Source organism: Paenarthrobacter sp. NPDC057981 (assembly GCF_042886835.1).
Lineage (GTDB): Bacteria > Actinomycetota > Actinomycetes > Actinomycetales > Micrococcaceae > Arthrobacter.
In genome coordinates, this window is record NZ_JBHVQI010000003.1 from 35,690 (window position 1) to 51,614 (window position 15,925).

The following is a 15,925-nucleotide window of genomic DNA, read 5'->3' on the forward strand; positions in this document are numbered from 1 at the left end:
GTTCCTTTTTCACGCGCAGCTAAACTAAGGGTCCTTAGAATAGGCTGGGTCCATGAGCGCACCCGACCCCCAGCCCGTACGCATCAGCTCGGTCCCTGTACAGCTCCAAGCCCTGGAGCCGTTGCTCCAGCAAGTGCACGCTGCAGTGGGTGATGTCCCGGCCCTACTCGCCACCGCCGAAGAAATCGGCCAGACAGCCCCCATGCCCGGTGAAGGCAACACGGCCAAGCTATGGGAACTGCTCGCCTCAGTAACGGCGGTGGATGTGGCCGCCGGGCGGGTCCTTGAGCCCCACTTGGATGCCCTCGCGATCCTGTCCCAGTCCGGCATCGAAACCGACACCACGGGTGCTTGGGGAGTTTTCGCGGCCGAGGGTCCGGGGATGAAACTCGAAGCCAAGCGGACCGCAAATGGCAGCTTCGTCCTCAGCGGCTCCAAGCCATGGTGCTCCCTGGCACAGCTCTTGGACGGCGCCGTGATCACCGCGCACCTTCCGGACAACGGCGGGCGTGCCGCGTTCGCTGTGAACTTGAAGGCCCCTGGCGTGACGGCGGAGACCCCTGCCTGGACAAGCCGCGGCCTGCAGGAAATCCCCAGCGGCACGGTCCACTTCGACAACGTGCCGGCCATCCCCGTCGGCGGCGAGGGCTGGTACTTCAAGCGCCCCGGATTCGCATGGGGTGGCATGGGAGTGGCCGCATGCTGGTTGGGTGGCGCTGTCGCAGTAGCAAGGGACTTCGCCGCGGCACTTACAAGAGCCGCAGCCAACGGCCGCGAACCGGACCAGATTGCGTTGGCCGCCCTGGGAGAAATCGACCGCATCCTCAACGCGACCATCGGCCACCTCGCCCAGACGGCCGAACGCATCGATGCAGGCGAGGCGTATGCAGGCGAGCCAGACGCCGTCGACGCGGACGGTGACAATCCGGACGACGCAAGCCACGACAACCCAAGCCCCTGGAGCGATGCCCTGCGTGTCCGCGGAACTGTAGCCGCCGCCGTCGAGCGCGTCCAAACCTTGGTGACGCAGAACCTGGGCCCCGGCCCGCTGGCGTTCGATGAGGCCTACGGAAAGCGCATGGCGGACCTGTCCTTGTATATCCGGCAGCACCACGCCATGCGCGACGACGCCCAGCTGGGCGCCCTGACGCTGAAAGGGGACCGCAGTTGGTGACCTTTACGCACGCCGATGCCGGCACCTCCGAGGCCGATTGGGCGCGCAGCGGCGTCGCCGCCCTCCCCGAACTCCCCCTGGACCAGGACGAAGTCGCGGGCATGACGTTCGTAGTGCTCGCGGCGCATCCGGACGACGAAACCCTCGGCGCGGGCGGCTTCGTCGCCAAACTGCACGCTGCGGGCGCGGACATCAGGTTCGTGCTCTGCACAGCCGGGGAGGCGTCGCACCCGGAATCACCCACGACGACGGCGGAGCAGCTTGCCGCCGTCAGGCTCACAGAGTTCGACTCGGCTGTGTCCGGGCTGGCTCCCAGCGCGGACTGGCGGTTTTTGGAACTGCCGGACGGACAACTGGCAGCCAACGCGGACCGGATCTCGGCCGCGGTGCGGGAGGTCATTTCATCATCAGGGCGGCCGGCGGAAAACGTGACCATCGTTGCCCCCTACCGTTCGGACGGACACACCGACCACGACACCCTTGGATCGACGGCTGCGGAGGTTGCCGCGTCCGGCGGCCACGGCCTGCTGGAATACCCCATCTGGTACTGGCTGTGGGCGGGCCCGGACGGCGGATCGTGGCGTGACTGGGTCCGGGTACCGCTCTCGGCCGCGGAGCAGGAGGCCAAGGCCAACGCCATGCGCGCCCACGCCTCACAAACGGAACCCCTGTCCGCAGAGCCCGGCGATGAGACCCTTCTTTCAAGCACCTTCCTGGAGCACTTCGGCAGATCGTGGGAGACCTTCGTGTGGCACCCCTCAACGGCTGGCAACAACAGCGCCAAGGATGCGGAACGGATCTTCGATGAGGTCCACTCCAGGGAAGAGGACCCCTGGAGCTACACCACCAGCTGGTACGAACGGCGGAAGCGCTCACTGACCCTGGCTGCCTTGCCCGAGGAATCGTATGAATCGGGCTTGGAGCTGGGCTGTTCCATTGGCACACTGAGCCAGGAGCTCGCGGAGCGCTGCCGGACTTTCCTCGGCGTCGATGCCAGCAGCACGGCCTTGGAAGAAGCCCGTAAGCGCCTCCCCGAACACTCTTCGGCCCGGTTCCGCCATCTCACCGTGCCACATGAGTGGCCTGAGGGCACTTTCGATCTGGTGGTGTTGTCCGAGACCGGTTACTACCTTTCACCGGACGAACTCAACGAACTCCTTGCACGGATCCAGACCTCCACCCGGCCCGGAGGCACGCTGCTTCTGTGCCATTGGCGGCACCCGATCTCCGGCTGGCAGCTCGACGCGGAGGCGGTGCACGTGATGGCCCGGACCCAGTTGGGGTGGCCCACACATGGGCTGTACCGCGAAAAAGACTTCATCCTGGAGGTCCTCGTCGCTCCGGACACGGCGACATGACAATTCCGGCAGCGCAGGGCATCCGGCAGGTGGCGGTGGTGATGCCCGCCCACAACGAGGACAAGCACCTCGGCAAAGCGCTGGCAGCACTTGGAACTGCTGCGGACGCTTTGCAGCAGGCGCGGCCAGAGGTTCAGGTGCGCATCACCGTTGTCCTGGACAGCTGCACTGACCGCTCGGCGGACATCACGGCTGCCTACGTGGAGGGCGATTCCCGATTCAGTTCAATGAACGTTGCGCTTCGCAGCACGGGGTCCAGCCGGCGCTTAGGCGTCCGCGCAGCGCTGGCGTCGCTGCACCCGGCTCAGCTGCAGGCGGCTCAGCTGCAGGCGGTTTGGCTCGCGAATACCGATGCCGACTCCACAGTTCCGGCGAACTGGCTGACCCGCCAGGTTGAGCTTGCCAACGACGGAGCCGACGCCATCCTGGGTTCCGTGGAACCTGATCCCGACGACTTGGACCCATCGGTGTTGGGGCGGTGGTTGGAGCTACACCCGTTCCGCGAGGACCACCAGCACATTTACGGCGCGAACCTGGGTGTCCGGGGCTCCTCGTACCTGGCGGCTGGCGGATTCCCCAAACTTCGTGCACACGAGGACCGCGTGCTGGTGGAGCGTCTCCGCAGCCGCGGATTCCGCGTGGTTGCCACGGACACTACCCGCGTCTTGACGTCCGGGCGCACTCACGCCCGCGCACCTGAGGGCTTCGCGGCCTACCTTCGCGTGCTCGGAGGCGAACTCCCGGCGGCTACGGGCTAGGGAACCAACGCTTTTTCGACGGCGGCAATGGCGGCGGCCGTGATGTTCCCACGATCGCCTGATCCATCAACAGTGAGCAGGATTCCGCGCTGCAAGTAAGCCGTCAGCACTGCCTGCGTTTCATCCCGATACAACTCCAAACGGCGTTGGATGACGTCCTCGGTATCATCGCGGCGGCCCTGTTCCTTGGCACGGAGCAGCATTCGGGCCACCAATTCATCGTCCGCCACGGTGAGCGCCAGGACGGCTTCCAAGGTCTGCCCCCTCACGGCGAGCAGCTCGTCCAACGCACCGATCTGCATCACCGTCCTCGGATAGCCGTCCAGCAGGAATCCTTCGGCCGCGTCGACTTCCTCGAGCCGCTGTTTGAGCATGTTGGTGGTGACGTGGTCAGGCACGAACTCACCGCGGTCCATGTAGGCGCCCGCTTCCAGGCCGAGTCCGGTCTTCTCCCGCGCGTGGGCACGGAACAAGTCTCCCGTTGAAATGGCCGGAACGCCGAAATGCTTGGCGATATGGACTGCCTGCGTGCCTTTACCCGAACCGGGAGGGCCCATGATGATGATTCGCGCCATGACACTGGTCCGTTTCGAGAGGCGGCCGGGGCTTTAACGATACGCCCGCAGCAGCGCGGCCGTCCCGGCGTCGTAAGTCCCGTACCTTCCCCACCTGCTTTGCCGCGCCTTGAAGCGAAAAGCAACCGATATGCGTTGACTTTCCCGCGACGCCGCCCGAAAACGGGTCGGGAGGGTACGCATGGACGTTCGACGGCGGTCGCCGCGCCAAGCCTCTGGTCCGCGGCCTCAAATCCGGATATTGTAAGTTTACTGATGAATTTTGGAGCCAGCGAGGAGGACACCGTGACCGAGAAAGATACGGAACGCACCACCGCAAGCGAAGACACCTTGGATCCGATCACCCACCCCTTCGACCAGACCAATGGCTTGGCCGATGACCTTGAGGGCGACTCGGACGGCACGGCTGAGAGCGACACCCGCAGCGAGGCCGAGCGCTCGGACGAGGACGAATCAGGTGCCGGAGTCTTCCAAGGAGATACGTCGGAGGACGCCACCGGACCGGAAGGCCGGCGGGGACCGGGTGCCATACCACCGCTGGGTGGTTCGCTCGGCCAGCACTGACAAGCTCGGCCTCACTCCAACGCTCTCTCACGTACCACCAAATTCCCGTCGACCATCTATCACCAGGTGAGAGAGGGTCGGCCGGAAGCGGGTGTTAGGTGAGAGAGGGTTGGTTTTGGCGGCCGGGGATGGCTGAGATCAGGGCCTTCGTGTACTCCTCCACAGGGTTCACCAGGACGTCCGAGGCGTCGCCAATCTCGACAAGCTTGCCGGATTGCATCACGGCGACGCGGTCGGAAATCTGCTGAACCACGGCGAGGTCGTGCGAAATGAACAGATAGCTCAACGATTCCTGTGCCTGCAGCTCCACCAACAAGGCAAGGATCTGGGCTTGTACGGACACATCCAGCGCCGAAACGGCCTCGTCCAGCACCACGAGTTCCGGCTTCAAGGCCAGGGCCCGGGCAATGGCTACGCGCTGCCGCTGTCCGCCGGAAAGCTCAGCCGGGCGCCGGGAACCATAGTCCGCGGGCAGATGCACCTCGTCCAACAAGGAGCGCACCCGGGCACGCCGCTCTGCCGGAGACCCCTCGGCGAAGGCCCGGAGCGGTTCGGCAATGATGTCCTCCACGGAAAAGCGGGGATCAACCGAGGCATAGGGGCTCTGGAACACCACTTGGAACCGCCGCCGCAGTTGGCGCAGCCGCTCACCCCGCACCGAGGCGAGGTCGACGCCGTCGAACATTACCGAACCGGACGTTGGCTTCTCCAGCCGCAACAGAAGCCGGGCCACCGTGCTTTTTCCGGACCCGGACTCCCCCACCAACGCCAGCGTTTCCCCACGCCGAACGTCCAGGGAGACGTCATCAACGGCGGTCAAAGAACGCGCACCACCGGCCGTGCGGGGCAGGGAAAAGACCTTCCGCAGAGCCTTGGCTTGCACCAAGACCGGACCATCCGCCGTCGGGCTTCCGTTCGGCACAGAACCGGAAAGGGAGCCGGAGGCAACCACTGAACGCAACCGCCGCGGGCTCAACCCGGGCGCCGCTTCAATGAGTTGCTTGGTATACGGGTGCTGCGGATTGCCCAGGACCTCGGCGGCGGGCCCCTCCTCAACAATGGCGCCCTGCTTCATGACGACGATCCGGTCCGCCCGATCCGCGGCAACGCCGAGGTCGTGCGTGATCAGGAGGACTGCGGTGCCCCGTTCGGCGGTCAGGGCGGCGATGTTGTCCAGAATCTGGCGCTGCACCGTGACGTCCAGGGCGCTGGTGGGTTCGTCGGCAATGACCAGTTTTGGCTGGGCGGCCAGGGCCGTCGCGATCAGCACGCGCTGCCGCATGCCGCCGGAAAACTGGTGGGGATACTGCCGCGCCCGGGTGGCGGCATCACGGATGCCACTTTCCCCCAACAGCTCAACCGCCCGACGTCGGGCCTCTTTCCGAGGCTGCAGGCGGTGAATGGTCAGGGCCTCCGCTACCTGCTCGCCCACCTTCTGCAAGGGGTCGAGCGATGCCGTTGGGTCCTGCGGAATCAGCCCGATCTCCTTGCCCCGAACGCCTTGCCATTCCTTGCGTGTCAGTGTGGTGAGATCGGCCCCGTCAAAGGAAATACTGCCGGAGGAGAACCGCGCGTTCCCCGGCAGCAGGTTGATGATCGAGTGCGCGGTGGTGGTCTTGCCCGAGCCCGACTCCCCCACGATCGCCACGACCTCGCCCGCATTGACTTCGAACGACACACCGGACACGGCGGTTTTCGCTTCACCGTTGACCAGGTAATCGACGCGTAACCCCTCGACCTTCAGCAACGGACTCATTTCCGGTTCCTTTCAGCGTCCTGGAACGCATGCGATATGCGGTTGGTGGACAGCACGACGGCGGCAATCACCACGCCGGGCAAGGTCACCAGCCACCACGCGGCAACCAGGTAATCGCGGCCTCCGGCCACGAGCGAGCCCCATTCGGCTGCGGGCGGCGGAGCACCGAAGCCGAGGAAGCTCAGCGACGAAATGGACAGCACAGCCATGCCGAATTCCAACGCGGACAGCGCCAGGACCGGCCCGGCCGCATTGGGCAGGATGTGCCGGAGCAGGATGCTGTGCCAGCGCACCCCGGCCGAACGGGCAGCTTCGACATACACGGCGGTGCTGACGCGGAGGGCTTCGGCACGCATGATGCGGGCAAAGTTGGCCACACTGGCAACACCGACGGCTACCGCAATATTGATGGTTCCAAAGCCCAGCACCGTGATCAGGGCCAGCGAGAGCAGCAGGCTGGGGATGGCCAGGAGGACGTCCATGACGCGCATGATGGCGTCGTCCACCCAGCCGCGGAGGGAACCGGCGAGCAGGCCCAACGCAGATCCGGCCACCAGTCCCACCGCGACAGCCACGGCCGTTGCAGCGAGGGACGTCGCCGAGCCATGCACCACGCGGGAGAACAGGTCCCGGCCCAGGCTGTCCGTGCCGAACCAGTGCTCGGCGGACGGCGGCTTGAGCCGTGACGAGGGAACACCCGCGTCCGGTGGCCACGACGTGAACGCCGTCGGGATCAAGGCCCACAGGATCACGATGGCCAGGACCAGCACGGACAACACCAGCCCCGGCCGGGCGGCGGCCCGGCGTGCCAAAGATCGCCAAGCCAGGGCCTTCCGAACCCCCGGGAACAGGCCCGACGCCGGGCGGTCGGCTTCCGTGACATCGTCCCGGAGAGTGGCCGCTTGCGGAGAAACAGCGATCGGCTGTGGCTCCGGGACGGTCTCCACCCGGTTATCAAGTTGCTGCGACATGCTGGCCCTCCTAGGCCTTGGCTCCGCGCGCAGTGTTGATGCGCGGATCCACGAGTGGGTAGATCAGGTCGACGATCAAGCTGGTGATCACAAAGATCGCTGCGGCCAGGACCACGAGTGTCTGCACCACAGGAATATCCCGGCTGTTCACCGCTGTGACAGTCAGCCTGCCGATCCCGGCGCGGGAGAACACGGTCTCGCTCACCACGGCTCCGGCCAGCAGGTTTCCCACCAAAATCCCCAACATGGTCAGGGTCGGAATGGCGGCATTCCGCAGTGCATGGCCGAAGTTGATCAGTGCTTCACTGGCTCCCTTGGCCCGGATCTGTTCGATGTACGGCTCCCCGAGAGTCTGGTGCAGGCTCCGGGTGAGCAGTTGGGCGATCACGGCCGAGGTGGGTATGGCCAAAGTCAACGCCGGCAAGACGAGGCTCTCGCCGCCGTCGTTCCCTATCGCCGGGAACAAACGGAACCGGAAGGAGAAGAACTGAAGCAACAGCAGGCCGATCCAGAACGTCGGCACCGCGATCCCCAGCGGCGGCAGTGAGGAGAATGCCGTGCGGATCCAGCGGTTGCGGCTGAAGGCTGCAACCACTGCCAAGGCGCTGCCCAGCAGCACGGCCAGGGCGAATCCTGCGATAGCCAATTTGATGGTTTCCGGGAGGACCTCGGCCACGGTGGCCGTGGCGGGCACTCCGTTCTTGATGGAGACGCCGAAGTCCAGTTGCAGGGCCTTCACCAGAGCTATGAAGTATTGCTCGTGGATGGGCCTGTCCAGCCCGTACTCGCTGCGCAGCTTGGCCACGAGCGCGGGGTCAACGGCGTTTTGTTCGTCGCCGCTGGCCATGATGCTCACGGCGTCGCCGGGCAGCAAGTACAGGATCAGGAAGGACACGGTGTAGGCAGCCCAGAGAACGAAGGCTCCCTGCAGCAACCGCCGGCCGATGTAGCGGATCATGGGATGCCTACTTGCTCAGCCAGGCGTCGTAGAAGTCCAGGCGGCTGGAAGCTTCGAACTTGAGGTCGTGGACCTTCTCGCTGGCCGAAATCGTGGTGGACAGTTCGTACAGCGGGATGGAGTGTGCGTCCTTGATCAGTGCTTCCTGGGCCTGGTCAACCAGCTTCTGGCGGGCGTCCTTGTCCAAGGCCGCCGCCTGCTCGCCCAAGGTGTCGTCGACGGGAAGTTTCTCGCGGAGGTTGCTGCCGCCGCGGGCCGTGTTCGATGCAAAGACAGTGCGCAGGACGTCCGGATCGCTTCGGGTCAGGTTGCCGTAGGAGAAGTCATAGGTCTTGTCCGCCTGGGCCGCCGTGACATCGGCAATCGTGGTGAACTTCAACTGCAGGTCCACGCCGATGGCTTTGAGCTGCTGCTGGACAAGCTCCAGGACTTCCTTGGGTGACTGCCAGTAGGTGACCTTGAAGGAGAGCTTCTCGCCGTTCTTTTCGCGGATGCCGTCGGCACCCGGATTCCACCCGGCGTCGTCAAGAAGCTTCTTGGCACCGTCGGGATCGTGGGCCAACAGCGAGCTGTAGTCCTTGAAGTACGGCGTGGTGTGGGACAGGATGCCCTTGGCCGGCTGGTCCGCCTCGGTCAGGAGGGTCTTGGTGATTTCCTCGCGGTTGATGGCCTTGGAGATGGCCTGGCGTACTGCGGTTTCCTTCAGCTTGGGGTTGGACTCGTTGGAGTACAGGTTGTAGACGACGCCCGGGTTGGCGCGCGTTTCGTTCCAGAATCCGTTGCCGCTGAACAACTGGATGTCCGCCGCGGAAATGGCCGCCGTGGCATCGATCTGGCCGGACTGCAGGCTGCCGGTACGGTTGCCAGCCTCCGGGATGATCTTGAACGTGACGGAGTCCAAGTAGGCCTCACCCTTGTTGCTGTTGGTGGAGGACGGCCAGTTGTAGCCGGAGCGGCGTTCCAGGACGGCTTCCTTGTCCACGGTGTAGCTCTTGACGTTGAAGGGGCCGGAACCCGAGAACTTCCCGGCGCAGCGGTCCGCTTCGGAGAGCTTGGCCGACGCCGGAGACAACAGGCCCAGCGTGAACGTGGACGTGGCCTGGAGGAACTGTGCGTTCGGTTTGGAGAAGTCCACCACAACGGTCTGCGGGTCCTTCACCGTGATGCCGCTGACGTCGCTGAGGTACGTGGAGCCCAGGGTGGCCTTGGCGCCGAGGGCCTTGATGGCTTCAAAGTTGGTCTTGACCGAGGCAGCGTCAATCGCCGTTCCGTCGGCATACGAGGCACCTGTGCGGAGGGTGAACGTGAAGCTCGTGGCGTCCGCGTTGTTTTCGAACTTCTCGGCAAGCCAAGGCACGATTTCGCCGGTCTTCGGGTCCTGCGCGGTCAGCGAGGCCACGGTCTGGCGGGCGATCGCGATCGCGTCGTTGTTGCCTACCTGCTGCGGGTCGATGCAACCACGGTCCACGGAGACCGCGAAATTCAGGTTCCCGCCCGCCACCGGCGAGGCTGCGGCGCTTTGCTGCGCACCGGCGTCGGCCCCTCCACCGCACGCGGAGGCCAGGAGCGCAACGGCTCCCAGGACGCTGACGACGGCGGCGGGCTTCTTTCCGCTGCGGGCTGCGGAAGGTTTGGGGAGTCTCATGCGACGTTTTCGCTTTCAGTGGGTTGGGTGCTGGTGAGTGATCCGCGACGGGTGAAGGGCTCGCGGAGGCCGAGGTTTTCGCGGAGGTTGCTGCCTTCGTATTCCGTGCGGTAAACGCCGCGGTCCTGGAGCCTTGGGACAAGCTCGTTCACGATGTCGTCCAGGCCGGAGGGAACAATCCAAGGGGTGATGTTGAAGCCATCCACGGCTCCTGTGTGGGCGTACTCGGCGAGCTTGTCCGCGACGTCGTCGTAGGAGCCCACCAGTCCACGGCCGTTCAGGCGGGAGCGGGCAGCCACAAACTGCCGTATGGACAGGCCCTTCTGTTCGGCTTCCGCACGCCATTGGGCGGCGAGTTCCTTGGCGCTCTTGCCGTGGAAGGCGTTGCCGCGCGTGGGATTGGTGACGTCGACCACGGGGTCAACATCCGGGAGCGGCCCGTCCGGGTCATACTCGGTGAGGGTCCGGCCCCAGAACTGCTCAAGGTAGGCGATCGCGGTTTCCGGGCCGACCTGCTGCGAACGGACCCACTGGTGCTTTTCCTCGGCCTCGGCAGCTGTGGCACCCAGGATGAACTCCTGGCCGGGGAAGATCTTCACGTCATCGGCCGGGCGACCTGCTTTGAGGGTCCTGGCCACGATGTCTTCGCGGAACTTCTTCGCGTCCTCCAGCTCGGGGTGGGCGGAGAAGATGACGTCGGCGTTCCGGACCGCGAAGTCGCGGCCATCCGGAGAATCGCCTGCCTGGAACAAGACGGGGTGGTGTTGGCTGGAACGCGGAAGGCGGCCAGTGATCTCGACGTCGAAGCTCTGGTCCTTGCGCTGTACCGGGGTGATGCTGTCCTCTCGGAGCCAGCGGGGCTCGTTCCGGGACCCGGCGATTGCGCCGTCAGCCCAGGAATCCCAAATGGCCTTTGCCGTCTGGACGAACGCTTCGGCCCGGACGTAGCGGTCCTCGTGCTTGAGGAACCCGCCGCGCCTGAAGTTGGCTCCGGTCCATGCGTTGTCCGTCGTGACGATGTTCCACGCGGCCCGGCCGCCCGACAACAGGTCCAGGCTGGCGAGGCGGTGGGCAAGGTCCGCGGGGTCGTTGTAGGTGGTGTTCTGGGTAGCCACCAGGCCGATATTGGTGGTGATGGCGGCGAGCGCGGCCAACGCCGTCTGCGCGTCAGGGCGGCCGGCGACGTCGAGATCGTGGATCTTCCCCAGGTGTTCGCGGAGGCGGAGGCCCTCGCCAAGGAAAAACGCGGTGAACAGGCCACGTTCGGCGGTCTGGGCCACGCGGCGGAAGGATTCGAAATCGGTCTGCGAGCCACTGGCTTCGTCTTTCCAGACCGTGGTGTGGTTGACGCCCTGGAAGAAGACTCCGAACTGGATCTGCCCGTTGCCTGCAATGCGGTGGTGATTGGTCATCTGATGCTCTCTCTGGCTTCTTGGCGGGCGTTTCAGGCCGCGGCGTAGCGGTTGACTGGGCGTGGAAGGTGGAGGGTCTCGCGCAGCGTGGTGCCCGGCGTTGGGGGCGTCACAAGCCCTGACTCGTGCAGTCCAGGCAACACCTTGTACGCCAGTTCCGGCAGATCGATGTCGAGGACGGCCGGCCTCAGGCGAACGCCGTCCGTGGCTGCGAAGAGGGCGGTGAGGAGTTCCACGAGCCCCCGGGCATCTCCCACGTAGCGTGCGCCGCCCACCCATTGCTCGTGGGCATCCAACTCGGCCAGCCGCTCGGCGGCCCTTTGCCCGCGGGCGTCCAGCACGACGTCGAGCTCGACCAACGTCCGCTGCGCCCCTGAGGCTGTTGCCGCCTGGGCTGCCTGCGCGAGCTCGTCGGAGGAGTCCGCGGAGACCAAGGCTACGTCGGCTTCGACGGCGGGAATCAGTTCCGTGGGGGCGAACACCACCAGCTGGCCCTGAAGCGGGCGCGGGATGATGGACGGACCCTTTACGGAGAACCGCTCCCCTTCGAAGTTGGCGTAGTGCAGTTTGTCGCGGTCCAGGTAGCGGCCTGTGGCAACGTCGCGGATGACGGCGTCGTCCTCCCAGGAGTCCCAGAGCCTGCGGTTGGCCTGGACCACGTCCGCTGCCTCGCTTGCTGTTTCTTCCCGGGACAGCGGCGCGCGACCCACGGAACGGGCCTCCTCCACGAAATTGTCCGCATTTACCAACCAGCCGGCGCGTCCCTGGGAAGAGTAGTCCAGGCTGGCGAGCTGGGTGGCGACGTGGAACGGCTCGGTGAAGAGCGTTCCCACTTCCGGAACCAGCCCCAGGGAGCGGGTGATCGGTGCGGCGAAAGCTGCGCGTTGGACGGCGTCGATACGGGTAGGAACCCCGGAGGTGCCGTCATCCACCACACGGCTGTCCTTGAACGTTGCCAGATGGAAACCCGCGATGTCTGCTGCCTGGACAGTCTCACGGATCCGCTGGCCCCCCAACAGTGCCTGCGGATCATGGAGGGCCTTTCGCCACGCAGCCGGGTGGGCTCCATCGCCGTCGAGCTCCAAAGCAACAACACGCGAACGGAAATCAGGTTTGGAAGGCATGTTTCTCTCTTTCACAGGCCGCAGCGCGGCCGGGTTGACATTCACTTGCCGCAGTCGCGGCCAGGTCTGTTTCCGGAGCACCCCGCCACTTAATGCCTGAGGGTTGCCGCAGCGCGAGCCGGTCCTTGGCGCGCTGACTCTTGACCTGGAATTGAATCTAGGAGCAGCTCCAAGGAATGTACAAACGCCCCTGACTTGAAGCGTCAACGCGGGAAACAGCGCGTCAAGCGGCTGCCAAGTTCGTCATTTTTCGGTGGATCTGCGGGCCCGTATGACCTTCCATTGCGCCGGGTTGAGCCGCGTTGAGTCCAGTTGAGCCGGGTGACAAACGGGCTTTGGTGCGCCCCTTCCGCTCCGTAGTGTCGTGACATGCCGAAGCCTTCCGTTATCCCCTTGTCAGTTCTTGACCTCAGCCCGGTGTCAGCCAACCAGAGCTCCGGCGACGCCCTGCGCAGCACCGTTGCCCTGTCCGTCGCAGCCGAAGCCGCGGGATACTCCCGCTACTGGCTGGCCGAGCACCACCTCAATGACGGCGTCGCCGGTTCCGCGCCGCATGTGCTGGCCGGGCTCGTGGCTGCGGCAACAAAGACGATCAGGGTAGGTACGGCGGCCACGCTTTTGGGCAACTACCGGCCGTTGCAGATCGCGGAGAGCATCGGGACCCTGGCGTCGGTGTTCCCGGACCGCCTGGACCTGGGTTTTGGCCGTTCCGGCCCGCCCAAGTCTCCGAGCGAACCGGCGCCGGGCCAGCCGGCTCCCGCTGCGGACCAGTCGGCGGAGCGCGTAGTGGACGGTCTCGTCGTCCCCGCCGCCCGCCCAATTTTCGGCGCAGTCCTTCCCCGCAAGTTCCGCCTGCAAAGCGAACTCCTGGGTCGGTTCCCGGGCGACACAGACAACTTCGAGAACGACGTCCAGGACATCATCGGCTTCTTCACCGGGGAATACCGCACCAAACACGGTGAGGAAGTCACGGCCACTCCCGCCCTGGGCCAGTCTCCGCAGTTCTGGATCCACGGGTCCACGGCCGGCCCCAGTGCCAGGCTCGCGGGCAAGCTGGGCCTGCCGTTCGGAGCCAACTACCACGTAGCTCCAGCGACAGTGCTGGACTCGATCGCCGAATACCGTGCCCACTTCAAGCCCTCGGAAACGCTGCAGGAACCGCATGTCATCGTCTCGGCAGATGTCTTGGTTGCGCCCGACGAATTCAGCGCCCGCCGCATCGGCCGTGGATACGCCCAGTGGGTCCACGGCATCCGCAGCGGACAGGGTGCCATCCCTTACCCCTCACCGGACGACGCCGCTGAGTTCACCTTGGACGCCGAAGCAGCCGAGCTGATCAAGGACCGCCTTGACACCCGGTTCGTCGGCGACCCCGGGCAGGTCACCAAAAGCTTGCGCACCCTCCAACGTGCCACCGGAGCCCAGGAACTGCTCATCACCACCATTGCCCACGACCCCGCCGACCGCGAGAACTCCTACCAGTTGCTCGCCGAAGCTTGGGGACTCTAGACCTTGCCAATCACCCAACTACTAAAGGAGCAGCAATGACCACCGAAATCCAGGAAGATACCCAGCTCATCACCGCAGAGGAAGCGGCCGCCCTGATTCAGGACGGCGTCCTGCTGATCGATGTCCGCAGCGAAGGCGGGCGTGCCAGCACCGGCGCAGTTCCCGGCGCGGTGGTGGTGAACCGCGAACACGTGGAAGAGGACTTCGCTCCCGAATCTGCGCACCGCCTCCCCTACGTCACCGGCACCGACCAGAAGATCGTGGTGTTCTGCGGTTCGGTCAACGGCTCGCGTCCTGTTGCCGAGAAACTGAAAGTCCTCGGCTACGCCAACGCCGTCCACGTCGACGGCGGCTTCCCGGCACTTCGCGACGCCGGCGTCCCCACCACCGGACCTACTGCCCCGCCGGCTGAATCCGCCTAGGCGTCCACGGGCTTGGTAACGTCCGCACGGCTGGTTCCTCCCGCCGTCGTACTTCCGGAATCCCGGCCCGGCGCCAGCGGTTCCGTTGCCGTCGTCGTGCTTTCCTCTATGGAAGGCACGACGGCGGCACTTCCGTTTTCGGGCCTGGCCGCCTTTGTGGTGGCCGCCTTGGTGGGGCGCGCCTCGCGGAGCCAATCGAGGATGCCGGCCACGACTGCGACGCCCAGCAGGATGCAGCACAGGAGGATGCCCTGGTGGAAGGCTTCTTTCGCGGCTCCGCCGGTGACGGCTCCGTGCGCTTGCAGGAACATGCCCGCCGCGGCGGCTGAACAGAGCGCGGCGGCGAAGCGCTGGCTGAGCTGGTAGAAACCGGCTGCGACACCGGCAGCTCCGAGCGGTGCGTGACCCAGCGTCAGGGTCTGGTTGGGTGCCACGACCAGGCCGGTCGCGATCCCTTGGAGGAGCCCGACGACGGCGACCGCCAGTGCCGCCGTGGCGGAGTCGAAGCGTTGGACGAACACGTCCTTGGCTACCAGGGTGGCAAGGCTCGCTAGAAGCGCGAAGACGATCCCGGCGCGTTTGTAACGGGCCAGGAACCGCCAGCTGAAGCTTGATGCCAGGAGCATACCGGCGGCTTGCGGGGCGAGGATTGCTGCGGCGGCGAGGGGTGCCATACCCGTGCCGGAGAGAAAGTAGAAGGACGTCACGGCGGCCATTCCTGCGCCGACTCCGAACTGGCACAGGGCGACAACCGTCCCCAGCGCGTAACCCTTTGAGGTGGCGAGCGCGGCGCTGAGCAGCGGCGTCTTGCCGCGGCGGTGGTAGAGGATTTCCCAGCCGGTGAAGGCCAACAGTGCCGCGGCTCCGACTGCCAGGCAAATCACCGCGACCGCACCCGCGCCGTAAATCGTGGGAATGAGCGAGGCCACCACTACGCTGCCCAGGAGAAGCGCGCCGAGGATGTCTATTGAGGTGTTGCCTCCCCTGGTGCGGGCGGTCCTGGGCAACAGTGCGAAGGCCAGCGGGACCAGGATCAGCACAAGCGGGACGTTGGCCAGGAACAGGATGCGCCAGCCGATCGCCGGGTCGCCCAAGGACAACACCAACCCGCCGATCAGCGGACCACACACCGCTGCCGAACCACCCGCGGCGGCGTAGGCGCCCAGCGCTTTGGCGCGGTCGTGGCCGGTGTAAATGTCCTGCAGCAACCCAAGGACCTGGGGATTGAGCGTGCCCGCGCCCAGCCCTTGGAGGAGCCTCGCCACGATCACCCACGAAGAGTCCGTCGCCAGGCCGCCCAGCAAACTGGAAGCGCCGAAGACCGCAATGCCTGCGATGAAGAGAGTGCGCCTGCCAACGATGTCGCCGAGCCTCCCAGCGGGAACGAGCGCGACGCCGAATGCGAGGGAGTAGCTCGCGAGGATCCACTGGACGGACCCGGAATCAGCGTGGAGTGAGGCGGACATCGCCGGGACAGCGAGCACGAACACCGATTGATCCAGCAGTGTGATGAATCCGGCACCCAGGCAAAGCCATAGGGCGGAACGAGTGGCGTTTGTACCCATGTTTGTGACTCTAGGCCCGCGTGGTCCGGCGGAAGGCATCGCGAGTCACCTGGTTAAGGGGCATGAATTTGGGTTACTCCCGTTGACCTGCCGTGACTGTTGTATGTGGTCCGGGCGACGCATCAGCACACGAT

The 15,925-nt window shown here is 65.4% G+C and carries 14 protein-coding genes and 1 riboswitch; of the genes, 6 read left to right on the top strand and 8 right to left on the bottom strand.

The genetic code is table 11. From position 1 onward, the window contains the following. The first annotated feature begins 52 nt into the window (after positions 1 to 52). The 3 genes from ACFVSI_RS04865 to ACFVSI_RS04875 are packed head-to-tail and all read left to right on the top strand — an operon-like array spanning position 53 to position 3,290. Positions 53 to 1,174 (top strand): acyl-CoA dehydrogenase family protein, encoded by a 1,122-nt coding sequence (locus ACFVSI_RS04865; RefSeq protein WP_387820268.1) that lies wholly within the window; start codon positions 53 to 55, stop codon positions 1,172 to 1,174. Continuing rightward, positions 1,168 to 2,532 (top strand): PIG-L family deacetylase, encoded by a 1,365-nt coding sequence (locus ACFVSI_RS04870; protein WP_387820269.1) that lies wholly within the window; start codon positions 1,168 to 1,170, stop codon positions 2,530 to 2,532. Before ACFVSI_RS04865 ends, ACFVSI_RS04870 begins: the two co-directional genes overlap by 7 nt. Further along, complete coding sequence (locus ACFVSI_RS04875; protein ID WP_387820270.1) at positions 2,529 to 3,290, top strand: glycosyltransferase; 762 nt, start codon at positions 2,529 to 2,531, stop codon at positions 3,288 to 3,290. Before ACFVSI_RS04870 ends, ACFVSI_RS04875 begins: the two co-directional genes overlap by 4 nt. Here ACFVSI_RS04875 and ACFVSI_RS04880 read toward each other — a convergent pair. Then, positions 3,287 to 3,865, bottom strand: a complete 579-nt coding sequence (locus tag ACFVSI_RS04880; RefSeq protein ID WP_387820272.1) for an adenylate kinase — start codon at positions 3,863 to 3,865, stop codon at positions 3,287 to 3,289. The two genes, ACFVSI_RS04875 and ACFVSI_RS04880, sit on opposite strands and share 4 nt — an antisense overlap. Positions 3,866 to 4,150: 285 nt before the next feature. Here ACFVSI_RS04880 and ACFVSI_RS04885 point away from each other — a divergent pair, with 285 nt between their 5' ends. Then, positions 4,151 to 4,429 (top strand): hypothetical protein, encoded by a 279-nt coding sequence (locus ACFVSI_RS04885; protein WP_387820274.1) that lies wholly within the window; start codon positions 4,151 to 4,153, stop codon positions 4,427 to 4,429. 94 nt (positions 4,430 to 4,523) lie between these two features. Here the strand turns inward: ACFVSI_RS04885 and ACFVSI_RS04890 are convergent, their stop codons facing one another. From ACFVSI_RS04890 to ACFVSI_RS04915, 6 genes are read right to left on the bottom strand one after another with little or no spacing between them, the layout of a single operon-like run. After that, the gene (locus tag ACFVSI_RS04890; RefSeq protein ID WP_387820276.1) at positions 4,524 to 6,185 is read right to left on the bottom strand and encodes a dipeptide ABC transporter ATP-binding protein; all 1,662 of its coding nucleotides are present in this window, start codon (positions 6,183 to 6,185) and stop codon (positions 4,524 to 4,526) included. Next, positions 6,182 to 7,156 carry an ABC transporter permease gene (locus ACFVSI_RS04895; protein ID WP_387820278.1) on the bottom strand — a complete coding sequence of 325 codons (975 nt, stop codon included), beginning with the start codon at positions 7,154 to 7,156 and terminating at the stop codon, positions 6,182 to 6,184. The genes ACFVSI_RS04890 and ACFVSI_RS04895 overlap by 4 nt, the downstream gene beginning before the upstream one ends. A gap of 10 nt (positions 7,157 to 7,166) precedes the next feature. Continuing rightward, positions 7,167 to 8,114, bottom strand: coding sequence for an ABC transporter permease (locus ACFVSI_RS04900; protein ID WP_387820280.1), 948 nt, complete (start codon positions 8,112 to 8,114; stop codon positions 7,167 to 7,169). Positions 8,115 to 8,121: 7 nt separating this feature from the next. Then, on the bottom strand, positions 8,122 to 9,759 hold the full coding sequence (locus ACFVSI_RS04905; RefSeq protein ID WP_387820282.1) for an ABC transporter substrate-binding protein: 1,638 nt from the start codon (positions 9,757 to 9,759) through the stop codon (positions 8,122 to 8,124). After that, the gene (locus ACFVSI_RS04910; RefSeq protein ID WP_387820284.1) at positions 9,756 to 11,171 is read right to left on the bottom strand and encodes an NtaA/DmoA family FMN-dependent monooxygenase; all 1,416 of its coding nucleotides are present in this window, start codon (positions 11,169 to 11,171) and stop codon (positions 9,756 to 9,758) included. The genes ACFVSI_RS04905 and ACFVSI_RS04910 overlap by 4 nt, the downstream gene beginning before the upstream one ends. 32 nt (positions 11,172 to 11,203) lie before the next feature. Beyond that, positions 11,204 to 12,295: an LLM class flavin-dependent oxidoreductase gene (locus ACFVSI_RS04915; RefSeq protein WP_387820286.1), complete on the bottom strand. Its 1,092-nt coding sequence runs from the start codon at positions 12,293 to 12,295 to the stop codon at positions 11,204 to 11,206. A 36-nt stretch (positions 12,296 to 12,331) separates the two neighbouring features. After that, positions 12,332 to 12,441: riboswitch (SAM riboswitch) on the bottom strand. A gap of 223 nt (positions 12,442 to 12,664) precedes the next feature. On the opposite strand from ACFVSI_RS04915, the gene ACFVSI_RS04920 reads away from it, so the two are divergent. Further along, positions 12,665 to 13,804 carry an LLM class flavin-dependent oxidoreductase gene (locus tag ACFVSI_RS04920; RefSeq protein WP_387820288.1) on the top strand — a complete coding sequence of 380 codons (1,140 nt, stop codon included), beginning with the start codon at positions 12,665 to 12,667 and terminating at the stop codon, positions 13,802 to 13,804. 35 nt (positions 13,805 to 13,839) lie between these two features. Beyond that, positions 13,840 to 14,226 (top strand): rhodanese-like domain-containing protein, encoded by a 387-nt coding sequence (locus tag ACFVSI_RS04925; RefSeq protein WP_387820290.1) that lies wholly within the window; start codon positions 13,840 to 13,842, stop codon positions 14,224 to 14,226. On the opposite strand, the gene ACFVSI_RS04930 is transcribed toward ACFVSI_RS04925, so the two are convergent. Further along, positions 14,223 to 15,791, bottom strand: a complete 1,569-nt coding sequence (locus ACFVSI_RS04930; RefSeq protein WP_387820291.1) for an MFS transporter — start codon at positions 15,789 to 15,791, stop codon at positions 14,223 to 14,225. The genes ACFVSI_RS04925 and ACFVSI_RS04930 overlap by 4 nt on opposite strands. Positions 15,792 to 15,925 lie beyond the last annotated feature (134 nt).